Source organism: Paraburkholderia sp. BR13444, assembly GCF_040948755.1.
Lineage (GTDB): Bacteria > Pseudomonadota > Gammaproteobacteria > Burkholderiales > Burkholderiaceae > Paraburkholderia > Paraburkholderia youngii.
The window spans coordinates 68,405-84,089 of sequence record NZ_JBFPKM010000019.1 but is presented as its reverse complement, the minus strand read 5'-3'; the positions used below and the strand labels follow the sequence as shown (position 1 = coordinate 84,089).

At 65.9% G+C, this 15,685-nt stretch carries 12 protein-coding genes; 3 read left to right on the top strand and 9 right to left on the bottom strand.

Features of this window, described 5'->3' with window-relative positions:
- Window positions 1-54 precede the first annotated feature (54 nt).
- The 5 genes from AB3X95_RS33935 to AB3X95_RS33915 all read right to left on the bottom strand — a co-directional run bounded on the left by AB3X95_RS33935 (window position 55) and on the right by AB3X95_RS33915 (window position 7,656).
- Window positions 55-2,298 (bottom strand): polysaccharide biosynthesis tyrosine autokinase, encoded by a 2,244-nt coding sequence (locus AB3X95_RS33935; RefSeq protein WP_368623563.1) that lies wholly within the window; start codon window positions 2,296-2,298, stop codon window positions 55-57.
- Between the two features lie 49 nt (window positions 2,299-2,347).
- Window positions 2,348-3,490, bottom strand: coding sequence for a polysaccharide biosynthesis/export family protein (locus tag AB3X95_RS33930; protein ID WP_368623562.1), 1,143 nt, complete (start codon window positions 3,488-3,490; stop codon window positions 2,348-2,350).
- Window positions 3,491-3,529: 39 nt separating this feature from the next.
- Window positions 3,530-4,915, bottom strand: coding sequence for an undecaprenyl-phosphate glucose phosphotransferase (locus AB3X95_RS33925; RefSeq protein WP_368623561.1), 1,386 nt, complete (start codon window positions 4,913-4,915; stop codon window positions 3,530-3,532).
- Between the two features lie 53 nt (window positions 4,916-4,968).
- Window positions 4,969-6,570: a sugar phosphate nucleotidyltransferase gene (locus AB3X95_RS33920; RefSeq protein ID WP_368623560.1), complete on the bottom strand. Its 1,602-nt coding sequence runs from the start codon at window positions 6,568-6,570 to the stop codon at window positions 4,969-4,971.
- A gap of 90 nt (window positions 6,571-6,660) precedes the next feature.
- A complete protein-coding gene (locus AB3X95_RS33915; RefSeq protein ID WP_368623591.1) occupies window positions 6,661-7,656 on the bottom strand; it encodes a GlxA family transcriptional regulator in 996 nt (331 codons plus the stop codon).
- An 881-nt stretch (window positions 7,657-8,537) separates the two neighbouring features.
- On the opposite strand from AB3X95_RS33915, the gene AB3X95_RS33910 reads away from it, so the two are divergent.
- Entirely contained in the window at window positions 8,538-8,687 is a 150-nt protein-coding gene (locus AB3X95_RS33910) for a hypothetical protein (protein ID WP_176109418.1), read from the top strand.
- Here AB3X95_RS33910 and AB3X95_RS33905 read toward each other — a convergent pair whose 3' ends face one another.
- The 4 genes from AB3X95_RS33905 to AB3X95_RS33890 all read right to left on the bottom strand — a co-directional run bounded on the left by AB3X95_RS33905 (window position 8,688) and on the right by AB3X95_RS33890 (window position 13,755).
- Window positions 8,688-10,193 carry an MFS transporter gene (locus tag AB3X95_RS33905; RefSeq protein ID WP_368623559.1) on the bottom strand — a complete coding sequence of 502 codons (1,506 nt, stop codon included), beginning with the start codon at window positions 10,191-10,193 and terminating at the stop codon, window positions 8,688-8,690.
- A gap of 121 nt (window positions 10,194-10,314) precedes the next feature.
- Window positions 10,315-11,571 (bottom strand): CaiB/BaiF CoA transferase family protein, encoded by a 1,257-nt coding sequence (locus tag AB3X95_RS33900; protein ID WP_368623558.1) that lies wholly within the window; start codon window positions 11,569-11,571, stop codon window positions 10,315-10,317.
- Window positions 11,568-12,584: a hydroxymethylglutaryl-CoA lyase gene (locus AB3X95_RS33895; RefSeq protein ID WP_176122559.1), complete on the bottom strand. Its 1,017-nt coding sequence runs from the start codon at window positions 12,582-12,584 to the stop codon at window positions 11,568-11,570. The genes AB3X95_RS33900 and AB3X95_RS33895 overlap by 4 nt, the downstream gene beginning before the upstream one ends.
- Before the next feature lie 277 nt (window positions 12,585-12,861).
- On the bottom strand, window positions 12,862-13,755 hold the full coding sequence (locus AB3X95_RS33890) for a LysR family transcriptional regulator (RefSeq protein WP_368623557.1): 894 nt from the start codon (window positions 13,753-13,755) through the stop codon (window positions 12,862-12,864).
- A gap of 214 nt (window positions 13,756-13,969) precedes the next feature.
- Here AB3X95_RS33890 and AB3X95_RS33885 point away from each other — a divergent pair, with 214 nt between their 5' ends.
- Window positions 13,970-14,611, top strand: a complete 642-nt coding sequence (locus tag AB3X95_RS33885; protein WP_176122557.1) for a LysE family translocator — start codon at window positions 13,970-13,972, stop codon at window positions 14,609-14,611.
- Between the two features lie 255 nt (window positions 14,612-14,866).
- Window positions 14,867-15,655 (top strand): sulfite exporter TauE/SafE family protein, encoded by a 789-nt coding sequence (locus AB3X95_RS33880; RefSeq protein ID WP_368623556.1) that lies wholly within the window; start codon window positions 14,867-14,869, stop codon window positions 15,653-15,655.
- Window positions 15,656-15,685: the final 30 nt, after the last annotated feature.

The following is a 15,685-nucleotide window of genomic DNA, read 5'->3' as shown; positions in this document are numbered from 1 at the left end:
ATCACGCCTGCCCGCGCGGCGCTCCCCAAAGACGCGCCGCGCGGGCAGCCGGTGTCAACCGACGATGCTGTCGTAGCCGTAATAGCCGCCCTGATACCCCGAGCCGAGGAACGCGGCTTCCTGCGGCACGTCGGTGAGCAGCACGCCGCGCAGGCCGACACCACCGTTACGCAGGCGTTTGGCGGTTTCGATGATCTCGTGCAGCGGCTGACGCCCATGCCGCACGACCAGCAGCGACGTCGCCGCGTATTTGCCGATCAGCGTCGAATCGGTCACGGCGAGCACCGGCGGCGTATCGATGATCACGACGTCGTATTGCGGCTTCAGCACCTCGAGCATAGCCTCGAAGCGTCGGCTCATCAGCAGTTCGGCCGGGTGCGAGGGGAGCGTGCCTTTCGCGAGCACGTCGAGGCCCGGCAGCACGTCGCGCTGGATCATCGCGTTGAGATCGCCACCGCACAGCACGTCGGACAGTCCCGGCCGATGACTGACGCCGAAATGCGAATGCACGTCGCCGCGCCGCATGTCACCGTCGATGATCAGCACGCGCTTGTTTGCCGACGCGACCAGCGTCGCCAGATTCACCGACAGAAACGACTTGCCCGCATCGGGCCGCGACCCGGTGATCATCACGACGTTGTTGGCCGCATGATCGAGCGACAACTGCAGCGACGTGCGCAGATTGCGCACGCCCTCCACCGCGAGATCCTCGGGCGCCTGCTGCGCGAGCACATGCTGCCCGCGCTGGCGCAATGACACCTTTTCCTGCAGACGCAATTGCGTCTGGCTGCGCGGCACCACCGCGAATACCGGCACGCCGAGCATCCCCTCGAGTTCGTCCGGGCGCTCCACGCCGCCGCGCATCGCGCGCTTCAGGAACACCAGCAGCAAGCCGAGCACGAGGCCGCCGCCGAGCGACATCAAAATCACCAGCATCCGCTTGGGCCGCACCGGATCGTCGGGCGTTTCGGCGAAGTCCACCACGCGCACGCCGCCCACCTGCCCGGCCTGCGCCACCCGCAGCCGCTGCACGCTGTTGAGCAGGTTCGTGTAGAGATCGGTGTTCACGTGCACGTCGCGCTGCAGACGCAACGCGGTCTGCTCGGTGTCGGGCATCGTCGAGACGCTGCGGTTCATCGTGCTCTGCGCGCCCTGCAATGCGGCGATCTGCGCATCGAGCGCGGCGACCGTCGGATGGTTCGGCGTGAACTTCTGCAATAGCTCCGCGCGCTGCTGCTGCAGATCGAGCAGCTTCGTCTTGTTGTCGACGATCTGCTGCAGCAGCAGCTTGCTTTCTTCGCCGAGATCGACGGTGCCATGGGTATTGCGGAACTTGCCGTAGCGTTCTTCCGCATCGTCGAGCGCCTTGCGCGCGGCGGGCAGCTGCTGCTCCAGATACGCGAGCGTGTGATCGGACTCGCTCGAACGGCTCGCCAGATCCTGGCGCACGAACTGGCGCGCCACGTTGTTGACGATCGCCGCGGTCAGCGCCGGGTCGGCGCCTTCGAGGCTCACGCGGATCACGCCGGAGTCCTCGGCCGTCTCCTGCACGACCATCGTCTTCGCCAGACGCTCCACCGTGCCGAGCGTCGAAGCGCGCGTCAGTTCGAAACGCGAGCCCGGCGCGCCGACCAGTGTGTCGACGTGCAGCGTGATCGGCCCGACCGCGGTATCGGTCTGCACGGTCTCGCCGACGCGCCCTGACAGAATCGCGCTGCCGTGAGGATCGCGCAGCATGAAGGTGTTGCCGGCGCCCGCAATAAGCGTGAAGGTCTCGCCATACAGGTCCTTCGACACGTCGAAGCGCGACACCGCGATGCTCTCGTTGCCCCACGCGAATCCGCGCAGGTTGATGAACGACGGCAGCCGGAACCACCAGTGCCCGTTCACGAGTCCCGCGATCCTGCTGCCGATCACCGGCAGATAACGCGGCTTCGCCGTGATGTCGAGGTGCAGCGCGCGGACCGCTTCCTCTGTGACGAGACGCGACTTCAAAAGCTCGATCTGCGCCGCGGTCGACGGCTTCGAATCGTACGCGCCGGGAAGCGGCGATGCCGCATCCCGGCCGTTCGCATTGACGTTCGCCGCGTTCGCCGTCCTGTCCTGAACGTGAAACAGCACGTCCGAACGATAGACCGGCGGCGTGAGGAACGCGTACGCGCTACCGAGCGCGAGCGCGATCAGCGTCACGATGAGGATCGTGCGCCAACCGCGCACGATCGTGCGCAGGTAGTCCGACAGATGCAACTGCCCCGGTTCATACACGCCGGCGTAGCGATTTTCGTAATTGATTGCCATGTTTTCACCCAACAAGGCCTGCCGGTTCAGATATCGCGTCACGCCTGCGTTACTTCGACACGACGACTCCCGTCACCGCCGCGTTGATCGCCGGCAACAGCAGGTTCAGCACGCGGTTGAAGCGAACCAGACCGCCCTGGCCGACGTACACGATGTCCTTCGGCTGCAGCTCGAACTGGTTCGCGAGCAGCATCGCCACCGGCGAAGTCGCATCGAGGTGATAGATCTGCGGCGACTCGCTGGTCGAATTGCGGATCACGAACAGTTGCTGCCCCGAGGCCGTGTTCGAGTCGAAGCTGCCGCCATCGGAGATCGCCTGCGACAGTGTCAGCGAGCCGTTGCGCAGCGGCAGCACCGTGGCCGGCTTGTTGACTTCGCCCATCACGTAGACGCCGCTGTCTTCGCGCGCGTTCACGCGCACGGTATCGCCCGGCTGCAGATAGATTTCCGACGGATTGCGGCCGCGTTTGACGAGGTCGTCGATGTTCAGCCTATAGGTCGTGCCGTTGCGGATCAGATCGACGCGGCTGCGATCCGCGGTCGTGGTGAAGCCGCCGCCCAGGCCGATCGCGTTCGTCAGCGACATCGGGACGTCGTTGATCGATTGCGTGCCCGGCGTGCGCACTTCGCCATCGACATACACCGTCGCATTGCGGAACGACGCGACGCGCACCGTCACCTCAGGCTTCTGGTACACCTTGCTCAAACGCTGATTCAGTTCGCGCTGAATCTGCGTGACGGTCTTGCCGACGACGTGCAGCGTGCCGGCATACGGAAACTGGATGTCGCCGGTTTCATCGATCAGGAAGCCCGGCATCGCATCGCTAGGACGCGAATTGCTCGGCGGCTGGCCAAGAGCGGCCGCGAGTTCCGGGTGATCCCACACGACGATCTGCAGCACGTCGCCCGGGCCCAGCTTGTACGGCGCCGGCTTGCCGAACAGCCCCGCCGTCTCCGGCGACAGTTGCGAAGCCTTCTGATCGGCACCAATCTTCCTCAGCAGTTCCAGATTGATATCGGTGATCGGAATCTGCTTCTGCTGCGAAGCTTCGGTACTGAATTCGCCACCCGTGTCCTGAATCCCGGCCGGCGTGATCATCCGTTGTCCCGGCACGATCTGGCATCCGGAAAGCAATACTGCTGCACTAGCGAAAACCACAAGACTTCCTGTGCGAAAACCAAGTGAGCTCATGATCTTTACTCCTTCGCCCCGAGGCGTTGTTATGACTTTCTAATAAGCGTTTCGATGCACCAGTCCGGCGACAATCGTCGCGCCGATGATCCGCATATCGAGTGCGAACGACCAGTGACCCAGGTAGTACAGGTCGTGTTCGACGCGACGCTCCATCTTCTCGATGCGGTCGGTTTCGCCACGGAAGCCGTTGATCTGCGCCCAGCCCGTGATTCCCGGTTTGATCCGGTAGCGATGGATATAGCCCGCGACCACCTTCTGATAGAGGTCGTCGTGCTCGAGCGCATGGGGACGCGGTCCTACGACCGACATGTCGCCACGCAACACGTTGAAAAATTGCGGCAGCTCGTCGAGGCTCGTGCGGCGCAAAAACGCGCCCACTTTCGTCACGCGCTTGTCGTTGCGCGTCGCCTGGCTCAAGGTGCCCTTCGCTTCGGTATGCACGCGCATCGAGCGGAACTTGTAGATCGTAAACACGCGGCCGTCCGCGCCCTTGCGCTTCTGTTTGAACAACACCGGTCCGCGCGACGAGAGCTTCACCGCGATCGCGATGCAAACGAGCAGCGGCGCGAGGGCCACGATCGCGGTGGCCGCGAACAGCCGGTCGAAAATTTCCTTCTTCAGCATCGCGTTGGCCGACAGCGGCGAGGCGACCAGATTGATCGCCGGCATGCCGAGCAGATCGACCACGCCGCTGCCTTCGAACAGCGCATGGCTGCGCACGTCCGGCATGAAGCGGATATTCACGAGGTCGTCGCGGAACTCGTCGATCAGCGCGCAGATCAGCGGCTCTTCGGACAGCGACAGCATCAGCCATAGCTCGTGCACGTCGTTGCTGCGGATGTAGTCGGCCAGCAGATCGACGCGATCGAACACCGGCACGCGCGGATTCGTCACGCCAGAGTCGTCCGGGCGCCTGTTGTAGACGGCGGTCGCGCGAAAGCCCGCGCTCGGCGCCGACTCGATGCGGCGCAGGATCGCATCGCACTGCGAGCCGCTGCCGACGATCGCGACCTGATGCAGGTTCATGCCCGCGCCGCGCGCCCGCGCGAGCACCGCGTGCGTAATCAGCCGATTCGCGATCAGCAGGCCGCCCGTCGTCGCCGTCCAATACGAGAACCACAGCCGCGACACGATATCGATGCGATGCAGCGAGTACATCAGCACCAGCGCGCAGGCCTGCACGATCAGCCACGCGAGCGACACCTGCCCGGCGAGCCCGAGCTTCGAGCGTCCGCGCCATGATTCATAGACCCCGAACGCGGGGAAGATCGCGAGCGCGAACGCAGCCGAAAACATCACCAGCGCCCAGTAGAAACCCGACTGGCCGAGATAGTCGAAGCGAATCCGTGACGCCACGGTCGCGCCTACCAATACCAAAGCGACATCGAAAATCTGCGCGAGCAGATCCTGAAACTTGCGCATTTTCCTTACCTCGTTCTGCCTTCCGGTACGCAAAAAGGGTGTGCATGGGCTGCCTACGGGCAGCGGCCGTAGTTGTCGTCAAACCTCACGATGTCGTCTTCGCCGAGATAGGTACCCGACTGAATTTCGATGATTTCAAGCGGCACCCTGCCCGGGTTTTCGAGCCGGTGACGCGTGCCGAGCGGAATATAGGTCGATTCGTTTTCGCTGAGCAGGAACTGCTCTTCGCCGCGCGTGACGAGCGCGGTGCCGCGCACGACTACCCAATGCTCGGCGCGGTGATGATGCAGTTGCAATGACAGCTTCGCGCCGGGCGTCACGACGATGCGCTTGACCTGGAAGCGCTCGCCGCGATCGATCGAATCGTAGAAGCCCCACGGGCGCCGCACCTTGCGATGCGCGTCGGCCTCCGGCGCGTGCTGCGCCTTGATGCGCGACACGAGCCCCTTGACGTCCTGCACATGCGAGCGGTCCACCACGAGCACCGCGTCGGCGGTCTCGACCACGACGACGTTGGCGGTGCCGACGCACGCGACGAGCCGCCCTTCCGAATGCGCATAGCAGGACACCGCGCCTTCGAACGTCACGCGCCCGCGCCCGGCGTTGCCGTTCGGGTCCTTCTCCATCGCGGCCCAGACCGCGTCCCACGAGCCGAGGTCGGACCAGCCGGCTTCGAGCGGGATCACGACGCCGGGCGGCATGTCCGCGGCCGGGTTTCGAGCTTGTGTCTCGCTCGGCGCCGCGCCCTGCGTTTCAGCGTTGCTCGCGCTGTCGCCTGCTGCCGGCGGTGGTTCGGTCAGACGCTCCATCACCGCGTAGTCGATCGAATCGGCGGGAACGTCGAGGAACGTGTCGTGCGACGGCCGGAACACGTCGCCGTCCTGCTTGCCGCTCGCGAACGCGCTCGTGCACGGCGCGTGCATGTCGGGCCGCAGCGACGCGAGCGTGTCGAGCCACACGCGCGCACGCACGATGAAGATGCCGCTATTCCACCAATAGGTGCCCGCGCTCAGGTATTGCCGCGCGATTTCCTCGGCGGGCTTCTCGACGAAACCGTCGATCGCATGGCCGCCGGCGGCCAATGCCGCGCCGATGCGGATATAGCCGAAGCCGGTGTCGGGACGCGTCGGCGGCACGCCGAGCGTCGCGATCGCGCCCTCGCTCGCGTGGTGCGCCGCGCACGCCAGCGCGCGCTGCAGCGCGGGCACGTCCGCGATCGCGTGATCGGCCGGCATCACGATCAGGATCGCGTCGTCGCCGGCGGCGCACGCGAGCGATGCCGCGAGTGTCAGCGCCGGCGCCGTGTCGCGGCGCGCAGGTTCGACGATCAGACGCGCGTCGACGCCGTTTTCATGCAACTGTTCGGCGATCACGAAGCGATGCTCCTCGCCGCACACGACGATCGGCGATGCGTCGACGCTCCAGCCCGCCGGGAAGCCCTCGAGCCGCCGCGCGGTCGCCTGCAGCAGCGAGTCGGAGCCGACCACGTCGATCAGCTGCTTCGGAAAGTTTTCGCGCGACACCGGCCAAAGCCGCGTGCCCGAGCCACCCGCGAGAATGACCGGGACGATGTGCGCGCAGCGCGCGCCAGCAACCCCGGCGCTTGCGCCGTTCGGCTCGACGGATCGGGCGCTCACACCTGCCTGCGTCAACATATCGGGAATCCTCATCGGTCTGCAAGGTACAACGAACAACGGACCCGTCCCCGCCTGCACTGCGCGGTGACCGGGTTGGCTCCGTCGGTGCTACTCGCCCGCCATGCGGCGGCTTTGAATCCTGAACTCGGTCGGCGAAATCCTCATCCGCTTGCGAAACACTTTCGCGAGCCGATCGCCGTTGCCCATCCCGGTTCGACGGGCGATCTTGTCGACCGGCAATTCCGATTCGGTCAACAGGCTGCACGTCACCGCGAGGCGCTCGTGCAACAGGAAACTCGACGGCGTAATACCCATTTCCATCTTGAAGCGGCGCAGAAAGTTGCGCTCGCTCATCGCCGCGAACTGCGCGGCATCCGCAATCGAAATCGCCTGCTGGCAGTTTTCCTGCAGCCAGCGCGCCGCCGCGCGAACCTTGTCGCCGGGACTCATGCCGCCGTCCTCGCCGAGCAGCGGCGCGAGGTTCGTGCACGAGTCCGACAGCAGCCGTTCGGCTGCCGAGCGTGCGGTCGCGTTGCCCAGATCGCGCTTGATCATCGCGAGCGCGCTGCGCATCGATTCCAGCCGGTCGCTCAGTTCGACGGCACCCTGCTCTGCCGAGCCCGTCCCATTTCTGGGCATAGTTGGCTGGCGCAGGTCGCTCGCATCCTTGTCCTCGGGCAGCGCCGCCGCGTCGAGCACCGCGCGCCCTTCGGCGATCGAGCGGATCATCGCGGTGTTGCGTCGCACCCGCCGCAGCCATCCGAGCACACGCTCATCGTGCGCTGCGGACGCCGCGCCCTTGCCGCCCGCCACATAGAGCGCATCGAAGCCGACGTAATGGCGCGCATCGAGTCCGTCGGTCCATACGCGCAACCCCGACGACGAACTCACCATGCCGCCGTCGGCGGATAAAAACGATACGTCGTACAGCCACGCGCCCGAACCGGAAGTGGAGAGTTCGTTGGCAGCCTGGAACACCTCGGCGATAACTCCCGCTCCTTGCAGCGAGCAGTCGTTGAACAACAGAATCGCGACACGACGCACGCCCTTGTTCGGCGCATGCACCCAGCGCAGCATTGCAGACTCGAGACTCGCGCAGGTCATAGTCATCCTCTCGACAGAAAACGATCAACTACACCTTTGACGATCACGCGCAGTGCGAACTCCGCGCAGTGCATCATAGCGACGACCTCCGGCGCTCTGCCGCCATGTCCGAAAGTGCGGACATATTGGCGCTATGACTACATGATCGGCCAGTGCAATTCGGCTCAATACCGAAGCGACCGTCTTTTCAATGGATTAATCATCTATCCGCATATGGTTGAATATGCACTCGTGAAGCTTAAAGCAATTTGAAAAATGAATGCGTACGCCAGCGCACACTGTCGGGCTACTCGAAAAACGGCGCACTTTCGCTTTACTCACCCACTAGCGCGTATTTTAAAAGCGATTTTTTGCTTGGATTCGCCTACAATGAGTGGAACGTACCCCACCCTCCCTGGCGAGCCCGGCTTCACCGGCAAGCTCCGCTGACCATCGGCGCAAGCGCCGCGCGACCGCCGATTCACCGTCCAATACGAGCACTCAACGCGCCAGAAAAGATTATTTAAATCATTTTTATTGACGGCTGGAATATAAACATGGCGATTAACGTTTCAGACCTGAAACATGGATATCGGACAACTTTAGCGTCACCGCAATAGGCGGGCCAATGGCGGAATACATCGGGTGCGACCGGGTGCATTTCCGCCAACCGATTGCGGAAAGGCACTATGAGGTTCTTCGCAAGGATGGTCGCGGACAGCGAACTAAGCCCGCTTCCCCGGTACGCAACGAAGGTGACATCCATCCAGAACGCGCCGCGTAATGGCACGCTGCGACGATAGTTCGGCGTCGCCTGACAGGCTTACGGCGGGCAAGCGCACATAGAAATGATGTTGAACGGGCTACGATGCCCCCGACAAACGCGCTGGAACCGCACACACATGAACGGCATTTCATGGATCACGCTGATACTTGCCACGATGATCGGCGGGTTCCTGTTCGCCATGATCGGCGTCGTGCTGCTCGCGCTCTTGCTCGGCAACGTGTCGGACCGGCTGTCGAGCAACGACGAGACTCGCCAGGACTCCTAGCTACTTCGAAATATCCTCGAGCGCGACATCGCGCGTCTTCGGCCCCAGCGTACCGATCGCGACCATGACGATCGCCATCGCCCCCGAGATGAACACGAACACGCCGTTCACGCCGAAGCGGCCGAGGCAGGCGGCGATCACGAACGCCGAGAACATCGCCGAAATCCGGCTCCACGAATAAACGAAGCCGACCGCGCGCGCCCGGATGCCGGTCGGAAACAGCTCGGCCTGATACGCGTGATAGCTGTACGAAATGATGTTGCCCGCGAGCACGAGGCACACGCCGAGACTCACGAGCAGCACCGTCTCGCGCGCCTGGCTGAACGCGAGTCCGCACACGACGTTGACCGCCGCCATGCAGATGATGACGCTCTTACGCTCGAAGCGATCGGCGATCAGCAAGCCCAGCAACGGACCGAGCGGCGCCGCGATCGCGATGATGCTCGCGTACATCAGACTCGTCGTCACCGTGACGCCCTGCTTGTTCAGCAGCGTCGGAATCCAGTTCGCGAAGCCGTAGTAGCCCATCGTCTGGAACACGTGAAAGATGACCAGCATCAGCGTGCGCTTGCGATATGGCGGCACCAGCAGATCGCGAAACGCCGCCCGCGCGCGCACCGGTTCGGGCAGCGCGGGCTCGGGCAACGGCAGCCCGCATTGGCGCTGGTACTCGCGCGCGACGCGTGCTTCGAGACGGGTCATCACCGCGTCGGCTTCTTCGAGGCGGCCCTTTTGCGCGAGCCAGCGCGGGCTCTCCGGCAAACCTCTGCGAATCCACCACACGACGATCGCGCCAATCGCGCCGATCAGCACGACCACGCGCCAGCCATCGAAACCGAACACCCGTTGCGGCACCAGCAGATACGACAGGAACGCGACGATCGGCACCGCGCAGAAGCCGACCGCCTGCGAACACGCCGAAGCGCGCCCGCGAATGTGCTTCGGCACGAGCTCGGAGATATACGTGCCGATCGTGACGATCTCGACGCCGATGCCGATCCCCGCGATAAAGCGCCAGCAGTTCAAGCCGAGCGCCGTGTGCTGGAACGCCATCACGACGTTGGCCGCCGTATACCACAGCAGCGACCACGTGAAGATTGCGCGGCGGCCGAAGCGGTCGGCGAGAAAGCCGCACGCCGCCGTACCGATGAACAGGCCCGCGAACAGCGCGGCGATGAAACTCGCGACGCCGCTCGTGCCGAACAGCCCGCGCGTCGTGGCGGTGAGCAGCCCGCTATGCACGAGCCCCGGCGCGATATAGCCGGAGTACATCAGGTCGTAGAGTTCGAAGAACATGCCGAAGCTCAGCAGCATCACGAGCTGCCAGATCGTGCGGGTCGCGGGCAGCCGGTCGAGCCGCGCGGAAATCCGCGCGCCATCGAGCGCGATCGCGCCGGCGCGGCCCGCCGCTGCCGCACCGGCGCCCGCGTCCGTGGGTGAGCCATCGAGCGCGCCGGCCGCTTCGCCGAGCGCAGTGGCGTACATCGCCTGATTCGACGATTTCATCGTCTGTCTCCAGAGTTTTTGGTCTATTGCCCGTTGCAACGGGTGCGGCGCGGCACGGCGCTCGTGCAGCCGCTCATGCAGCCGCTCGTGCAGCCGCTCGTGCAGCCGCTCGTGCAGCCGCTCAGGCAGCCGCGCGCGGCTTCCGCGATTGCACGGTACCGCTCAGCTCCGCGATCCGCGCGTCGTCGAAGCCGAGTTCGCGCAGCACGTCGACGGTGTGCTCGCCGATCTTCGCGATCGGCTGGCGCGGCCCGAGACGCGCACCGTCGAGCGAAATCGGCAGCAACGGCATCGCGGTTTCGCTGCCGTCGTCGAGCGTCAGCGGCACGAGACCGCCGCTCGCGTTCAGGTGCGGATCGTCGAACAGTTCTTCGGGCTTCGTGATCGACGCGAACGGAATGTGATTGCGCTCGAACAGCGGCACGAGCGTCGCGCCGTCGAAACGGCTCAGGCTTTCGCCGAGCGTCGGCAGCAGCCAGCCGCGCGCGAGCACGCGGTCGTTGTTGGTGGCGAGGCGCGCATCGGCGAGCAGATCGTCGCGCTCGAGAATCGCGCACAGCGCGCGCCACTGCGCGTCGCCGGTCGCGGCGATGAACATCTGCTCGCCGTGCGCGAGCGTGAACACGTCGTAGACGGCCCAGGCGCTGATGCGCTCGGGCATTGGCGCTGCGGCCACGCCGGTGGCCGCGAACTGCTGCATGTGCTGCGCACTCAGCAGCACGCAGTTCTCGAACAGCGCGCTCTGCACCTCCTTGCCGCGGCCGCTCGCGTGCCGCTCGTGCAGCGCGGCCAGCACGCCGATCGCGCCGAACATGCCGCCCATGATGTCGTTGACCGAGCTGCCCGCGCGCAGCGGACGGCCCACCGGCCCGGTCATGTACGCGAGGCCCGCCATCATCTGCACGACTTCGTCGAGCGCCAGACGATGTTCGTACGGACCACTGAGAAAGCCCTTGTGCGACACGTAGATCAGCTTCGGATTGCGCTCGCGCAGCGTCGCGTAGTCGAGGCCGAGATTCGCCATGCGGCCGGGTTTGAAGTTTTCGACGAAGACGTCGGCGCTATCGACCAGTTGCTTCAGCGCGGCGAGACCGGCTTCGCTGTCGAGATCGAGCACGACGCTCTTCTTGTTGCGATTGAAGGTGCGGAAAAATCCCGCGCCGGTGCCGAGCAGCCGGCGTGTGCTGTCGCCACGCGGCGGCTCGACCTTGATTACTTCGGCGCCGAGGTCGCCGAGGATCATGCCGCAGGTCGGGCCCATCACCATGTGCGACAGCTCGATCACGCGGATGCCTGCGAGCGGCAGCGTGCCAGGCTGCGGCGAAGACGCCGAAGACGTCGAAGACGGAGCTGAGGTAGCGGAGGAAAGCGGAGTCATTGCGGCACCTGCGGAGCGGAAGAATGGGAATAACGCAAATATTCGGAGGGCTCAGCGGATTCGCGCACGGCCGGTTGCCCATGCGCGAACTGCTTCGGCAATCCCGCTCGCGCGAGATAGCCATACAGCGGCTCGCCCGGCAGCGCTTGCGCGAGCACCGCGCGCGAGGCGAGCAGCCGCGTGATGTCGATGCCGGTGTCGTAGCCCATGCTGTCGAGCATGAACACGAGGTCTTCGGTATTGACGTTGCCGGTCGCGCCCGGCGCATGCGGACAGCCGCCGAGACCGGCCAGCGACGCATCGAATTCGCGAATCCCGTGCTGCAGCGCGACCAGCGTGTTGGCAAGACCGAGGCCGCGCGTGTCGTGGAAGTGCAGCGAGCGGAGCCTGTCGCCCGCGACGTCGCGCACCAGCTCGATCACCTTGCCGACCTGGCGCGGCGTCGCCTCGCCGGTCGTGTCACCGAGCGCGATCACGTCGGCGCCGGCCTGCACCGCGGCGCGCGCGATCGCGGCGATATCCGCGTACGGCACCGCGCCTTGCAGCGTGCAGCCGAACACCGTCGACAAACCGGCGATCAACTCGACGCGGCGCCCACCCGCCGCAGTCGCGCGGTCGATCAGTTCACGCATCGCGGCGAACGCGTCGATCATCTCGGCGGGCGTCTTGCGCACGTTCGCGACGCTATGCGCGACGCTCACCGAAATCGGCGCGACGATGCGCTCTACGCCGGCATCGAGCGCGTGCTGCGCGCCCTTCAGGTTCGGCACGAGCGCGGTGACGCTCAGATCGTCATAGCTACGGGCGTGGGCGACTACTGCGGCGGCGTCGGCCATTTGCGGCAGCAGCTTCGCCGGCACGAATGACGCGACTTCCATATGACGCACGCCGGCCGCGTAGGCGGCGTCGATCCAGCGGCGCTTGTCGTCGGTGGACATGATGCGGGCAATGCTTTGCAGACCGTCGCGCAGACCGACTTCGGTCACGACGACGCGCTCGCGGGTGTCATTCATCGGTTTGAATCCTGATCGTGGATGCGGGCTTCGGACGCCCGTTGCATAGAAGTGATGCGCTAACTGGATCACAGCGTGCTCGCGCGCAGACGCGCGGCAAAGTCTGCATTGACGACGTCCGCCATCGCCGCTCGCGATGGCCGCTCAGGCTGAGAGGGCGGGCTTTGGCGCTCGCCTGGGTGAAATGCTTAGGGGTTTGTTTGGAGAAGTGGCGAAGGGCGTCGCCCGGGGAGCTGCCAGGGACTGCCGGTGCGAGAGACCAGGTGCGTCTCCCGTCTTACCTGGCGTCCAACAGATGCTCGAGCAAGCGCGCGGCCGCCAGCGTCAACGCCGCGCGACCGCGCATGCAAATAACGAAGCGCCGCTCGGCCCACGCGTCGCGCAATGGCACGGCGACGATGCCGTACTCGTTGGCGGCATGGCGCGGCAATGCCTCGCGCGGCAGGATCGCGACCGCGAGACCCGCCTGGATGAAGCGGTAGGCGGCATCGAACGTCGAGACATAGGTGCGGTAGTTCAACTCACTGCCTCTCTCCAGCGCAATGCGCTGCATCAGCGCGTTGACCGACGCATTGGAGGCGAGTCCCAGATGATCGAATCCGAGCGTCTGTTCGAAGCCGACCTGCGTCTCGCTCGCGAGCGGATGCGCGCGCGGCACGATCAGCGCCAGATGATCGGCGCGATACGGCAGCGTGTCGAGACTGCCGAGCGGCACCGTGTCGCGACAGATGCCCAGATCGGCGACGCCCTCTTCGAGCCCGCGCACGATGTCCGCGCTGACGCGCTCCTCGACATCGACCCGAATCGCCGGATTCGCCTGCAAAAACTCGGACAACGCCTCGGGCAAGAACTCCACCATCGACGACACGTTCGCCAGCACCCGCACATGGCCGCGCGCGCCGGCCGCGTATTCACTGAGCTCGGCCTGCAAGCGTTCGTGGCCGCGCATGATGAGCCGCGCGTGGCGCAACAGCGCTTCGCCCGCGGCGGTCGCGCGCACGCCGCGCTGGCTGCGCGACAGCAGTGCAACATCGACGAGCGCTTCGAGATCGGCGAGCCGCTTGCTGACCGCCGACGGTGCGATGAACTCGCGCTCGGCCGCGCGCGCGATCGTGCCTTCCTCGCACACGGCGATGAACAAGCGCAGCGTGACCTGATCGATTTGCCACATCGGCGAAGCGGATTTGGGAGTTGGGAGTGGGGAATTATGCCCTGACGACGGCGGGCGCTGACGAGCAGTCACCCAGCCACGCGTTTCGCCCTTGCCCGAGCTTGCCCGCGATTTGCGGTCTGGCTATGCTGGCGGGTGCGTTGGCTACCCGCGGACGGCCGGGCCGCGCCTGCACCGCACACTCCAACCAGAACAGCCGCTCGAGAACCTGTTCATGTCCACCACCAGTCTGTTTTTCACCGCCGCCGGCGTCGGCCTCGCGATCGCCGCGCCGGTCGGCCCGATGGGCATGCTGTGCATCCGCCGCACGCTGACGGGCGGCCCGCGCGCGGGACTCGCGATCGGCTTCGGCATCGCGAGCGGCGACGCGGCCTACGGGCTGATCGCCGCGCTCGGCCTCGTCGGCATTTCGCAGTTCATGCTCGCGTACGACCGCCCGCTGCATCTGTTCGCCGGCCTGTTCCTGCTGTATCTCGGCGTGCGCGCGCTGCTGCAGAAGCCGCCCGCTGAAAGCGCCGACGGCAATGGCAACGGCAAGCTCGCGCAGATCGGCCGCGCCGGCGCGCTGCGCGCGTACGCGAGCGCGCTGCTGCTGACGCTGACCAATCCGCAGACCATCATCATGTTCGCGGCGCTGTTCACGACGCTCGCACCGCGCGGCGCGTTCTCGCCGGCCATCGCGCTGACGACGGTCGGCGGCGTGTTCGCCGGCTCGATCGCGTGGTGGTGCTGTCTGGTGACGATCGTGTCGCTCGCGCGTCATGCGATCGGCAGCAGGCTGCGCCACGTGATCGATCGCGTGGTCGGCCTGATGCTCGCGGCGTTCGGCGTCGTCGAAATCCGCCGCGCGCTCTGAGCGGCGCCTCGCACGCGATGCGGCGCACCCGCGCCGCACCCGCCGAACGCAGCGCACCGCCAGCCGCGACGCACTCCCCCTGAGTAAGTGCCGCACGCGGGCGCGGCAGTTTTGCGACAATAGCGCCTTTCGCCGCTCAGGCGCCGGCCGACGCGGCCGTGCAGCACACCGCACACCGCCGCCGCCAGCCGCCCCGGCGCGTCCGCCGGCCTTGCCGCCCAACCTTTCACCCGCGCTGCGTCAGCTGTCCGTTCAATGGCACTCCCCCACATCGATCTGCTGTACTCCGTCTCCGGCCTGTTCGTCGGCTTTCTGGTCGGGCTGACGGGCGTCGGCGGCGGCTCGCTGATGACGCCGATCCTCGTCCTGCTATTCAACGTGCACCCTGCCACCGCGGTCGGCACCGACCTGCTGTACGCGGCCGCCACCAAGGCGACCGGCACGCTATTGCACAGCCTGAAGGGCTCGGTCGACTGGCAGATCATGCTGCGCCTCGCGGCCGGCAGCGTACCCGCGGCCACCATCACGCTGATCCTGCTGCATCGCTACGGGATGGACACGCCGGGCGCGGGCCGGCTGATCCAGGTCGTGCTCGGCGCGGCGCTGCTGATTACCGCGATCGCGCTGGTGTTCCGTCCGCAGCTTGCGGCGCTCGGCGCGCGCAAGCTGCGCGCGCCGAGCCAGGGGCGCACGCTCGCGCTGACGATGCTGACTGGCGCGATCCTCGGTACGCTGGTGTCGCTGACGTCGGTGGGTGCGGGCGCGATCGGCGTGACGGTGTTGCTGCTGCTGTATCCGCTGCTGCCGACGACACGCATCGTCGGCTCCGACATCGCGCACGCGGTGCCGCTGACCTTGCTCGCGGGCGCCGGACATTGGCTGCTCGGCTCGATCGACTGGTCGATGCTGCTGTCGCTGCTGGTGGGATCGCTGCCGGGCATCGCAATCGGCAGCTATCTGGCGTCGCGCGCGCCGGAAGTACTGCTGCGCAATCTGCTCGCGGCGACGCTGACGCTGGTCGGCGTGCGGCTGGTGTTGTCGTGAGCCGCCCGCTGAAGACGCGTCAAGCGCACA

Coding starts and splice junctions, on each gene's coding strand:
- AB3X95_RS33900 (WP_368623558.1), bottom strand. CDS start 11,571: ATGACTCCGCTTTCCTCCGCTACCTCAGCTCCGTCTTCGACGTCTTCG.
- AB3X95_RS33905 (WP_368623559.1), bottom strand. CDS start 10,193: ATGAAATCGTCGAATCAGGCGATGTACGCCACTGCGCTCGGCGAAGCG.
- AB3X95_RS33890 (WP_368623557.1), bottom strand. CDS start 13,755: ATGTGGCAAATCGATCAGGTCACGCTGCGCTTGTTCATCGCCGTGTGC.
- AB3X95_RS33880 (WP_368623556.1), top strand. CDS start 14,867: ATGGCACTCCCCCACATCGATCTGCTGTACTCCGTCTCCGGCCTGTTC.
- AB3X95_RS33920 (WP_368623560.1), bottom strand. CDS start 6,570: ATGTTGACGCAGGCAGGTGTGAGCGCCCGATCCGTCGAGCCGAACGGC.
- AB3X95_RS33915 (WP_368623591.1), bottom strand. CDS start 7,656: ATGACCTGCGCGAGTCTCGAGTCTGCAATGCTGCGCTGGGTGCATGCG.
- AB3X95_RS33895 (WP_176122559.1), bottom strand. CDS start 12,584: ATGAATGACACCCGCGAGCGCGTCGTCGTGACCGAAGTCGGTCTGCGC.
- AB3X95_RS33925 (WP_368623561.1), bottom strand. CDS start 4,915: ATGCGCAAGTTTCAGGATCTGCTCGCGCAGATTTTCGATGTCGCTTTG.
- AB3X95_RS33885 (WP_176122557.1), top strand. CDS start 13,970: ATGTCCACCACCAGTCTGTTTTTCACCGCCGCCGGCGTCGGCCTCGCG.
- AB3X95_RS33930 (WP_368623562.1), bottom strand. CDS start 3,490: ATGAGCTCACTTGGTTTTCGCACAGGAAGTCTTGTGGTTTTCGCTAGT.
- AB3X95_RS33935 (WP_368623563.1), bottom strand. CDS start 2,298: ATGGCAATCAATTACGAAAATCGCTACGCCGGCGTGTATGAACCGGGG.
- AB3X95_RS33910 (WP_176109418.1), top strand. CDS start 8,538: ATGAACGGCATTTCATGGATCACGCTGATACTTGCCACGATGATCGGC.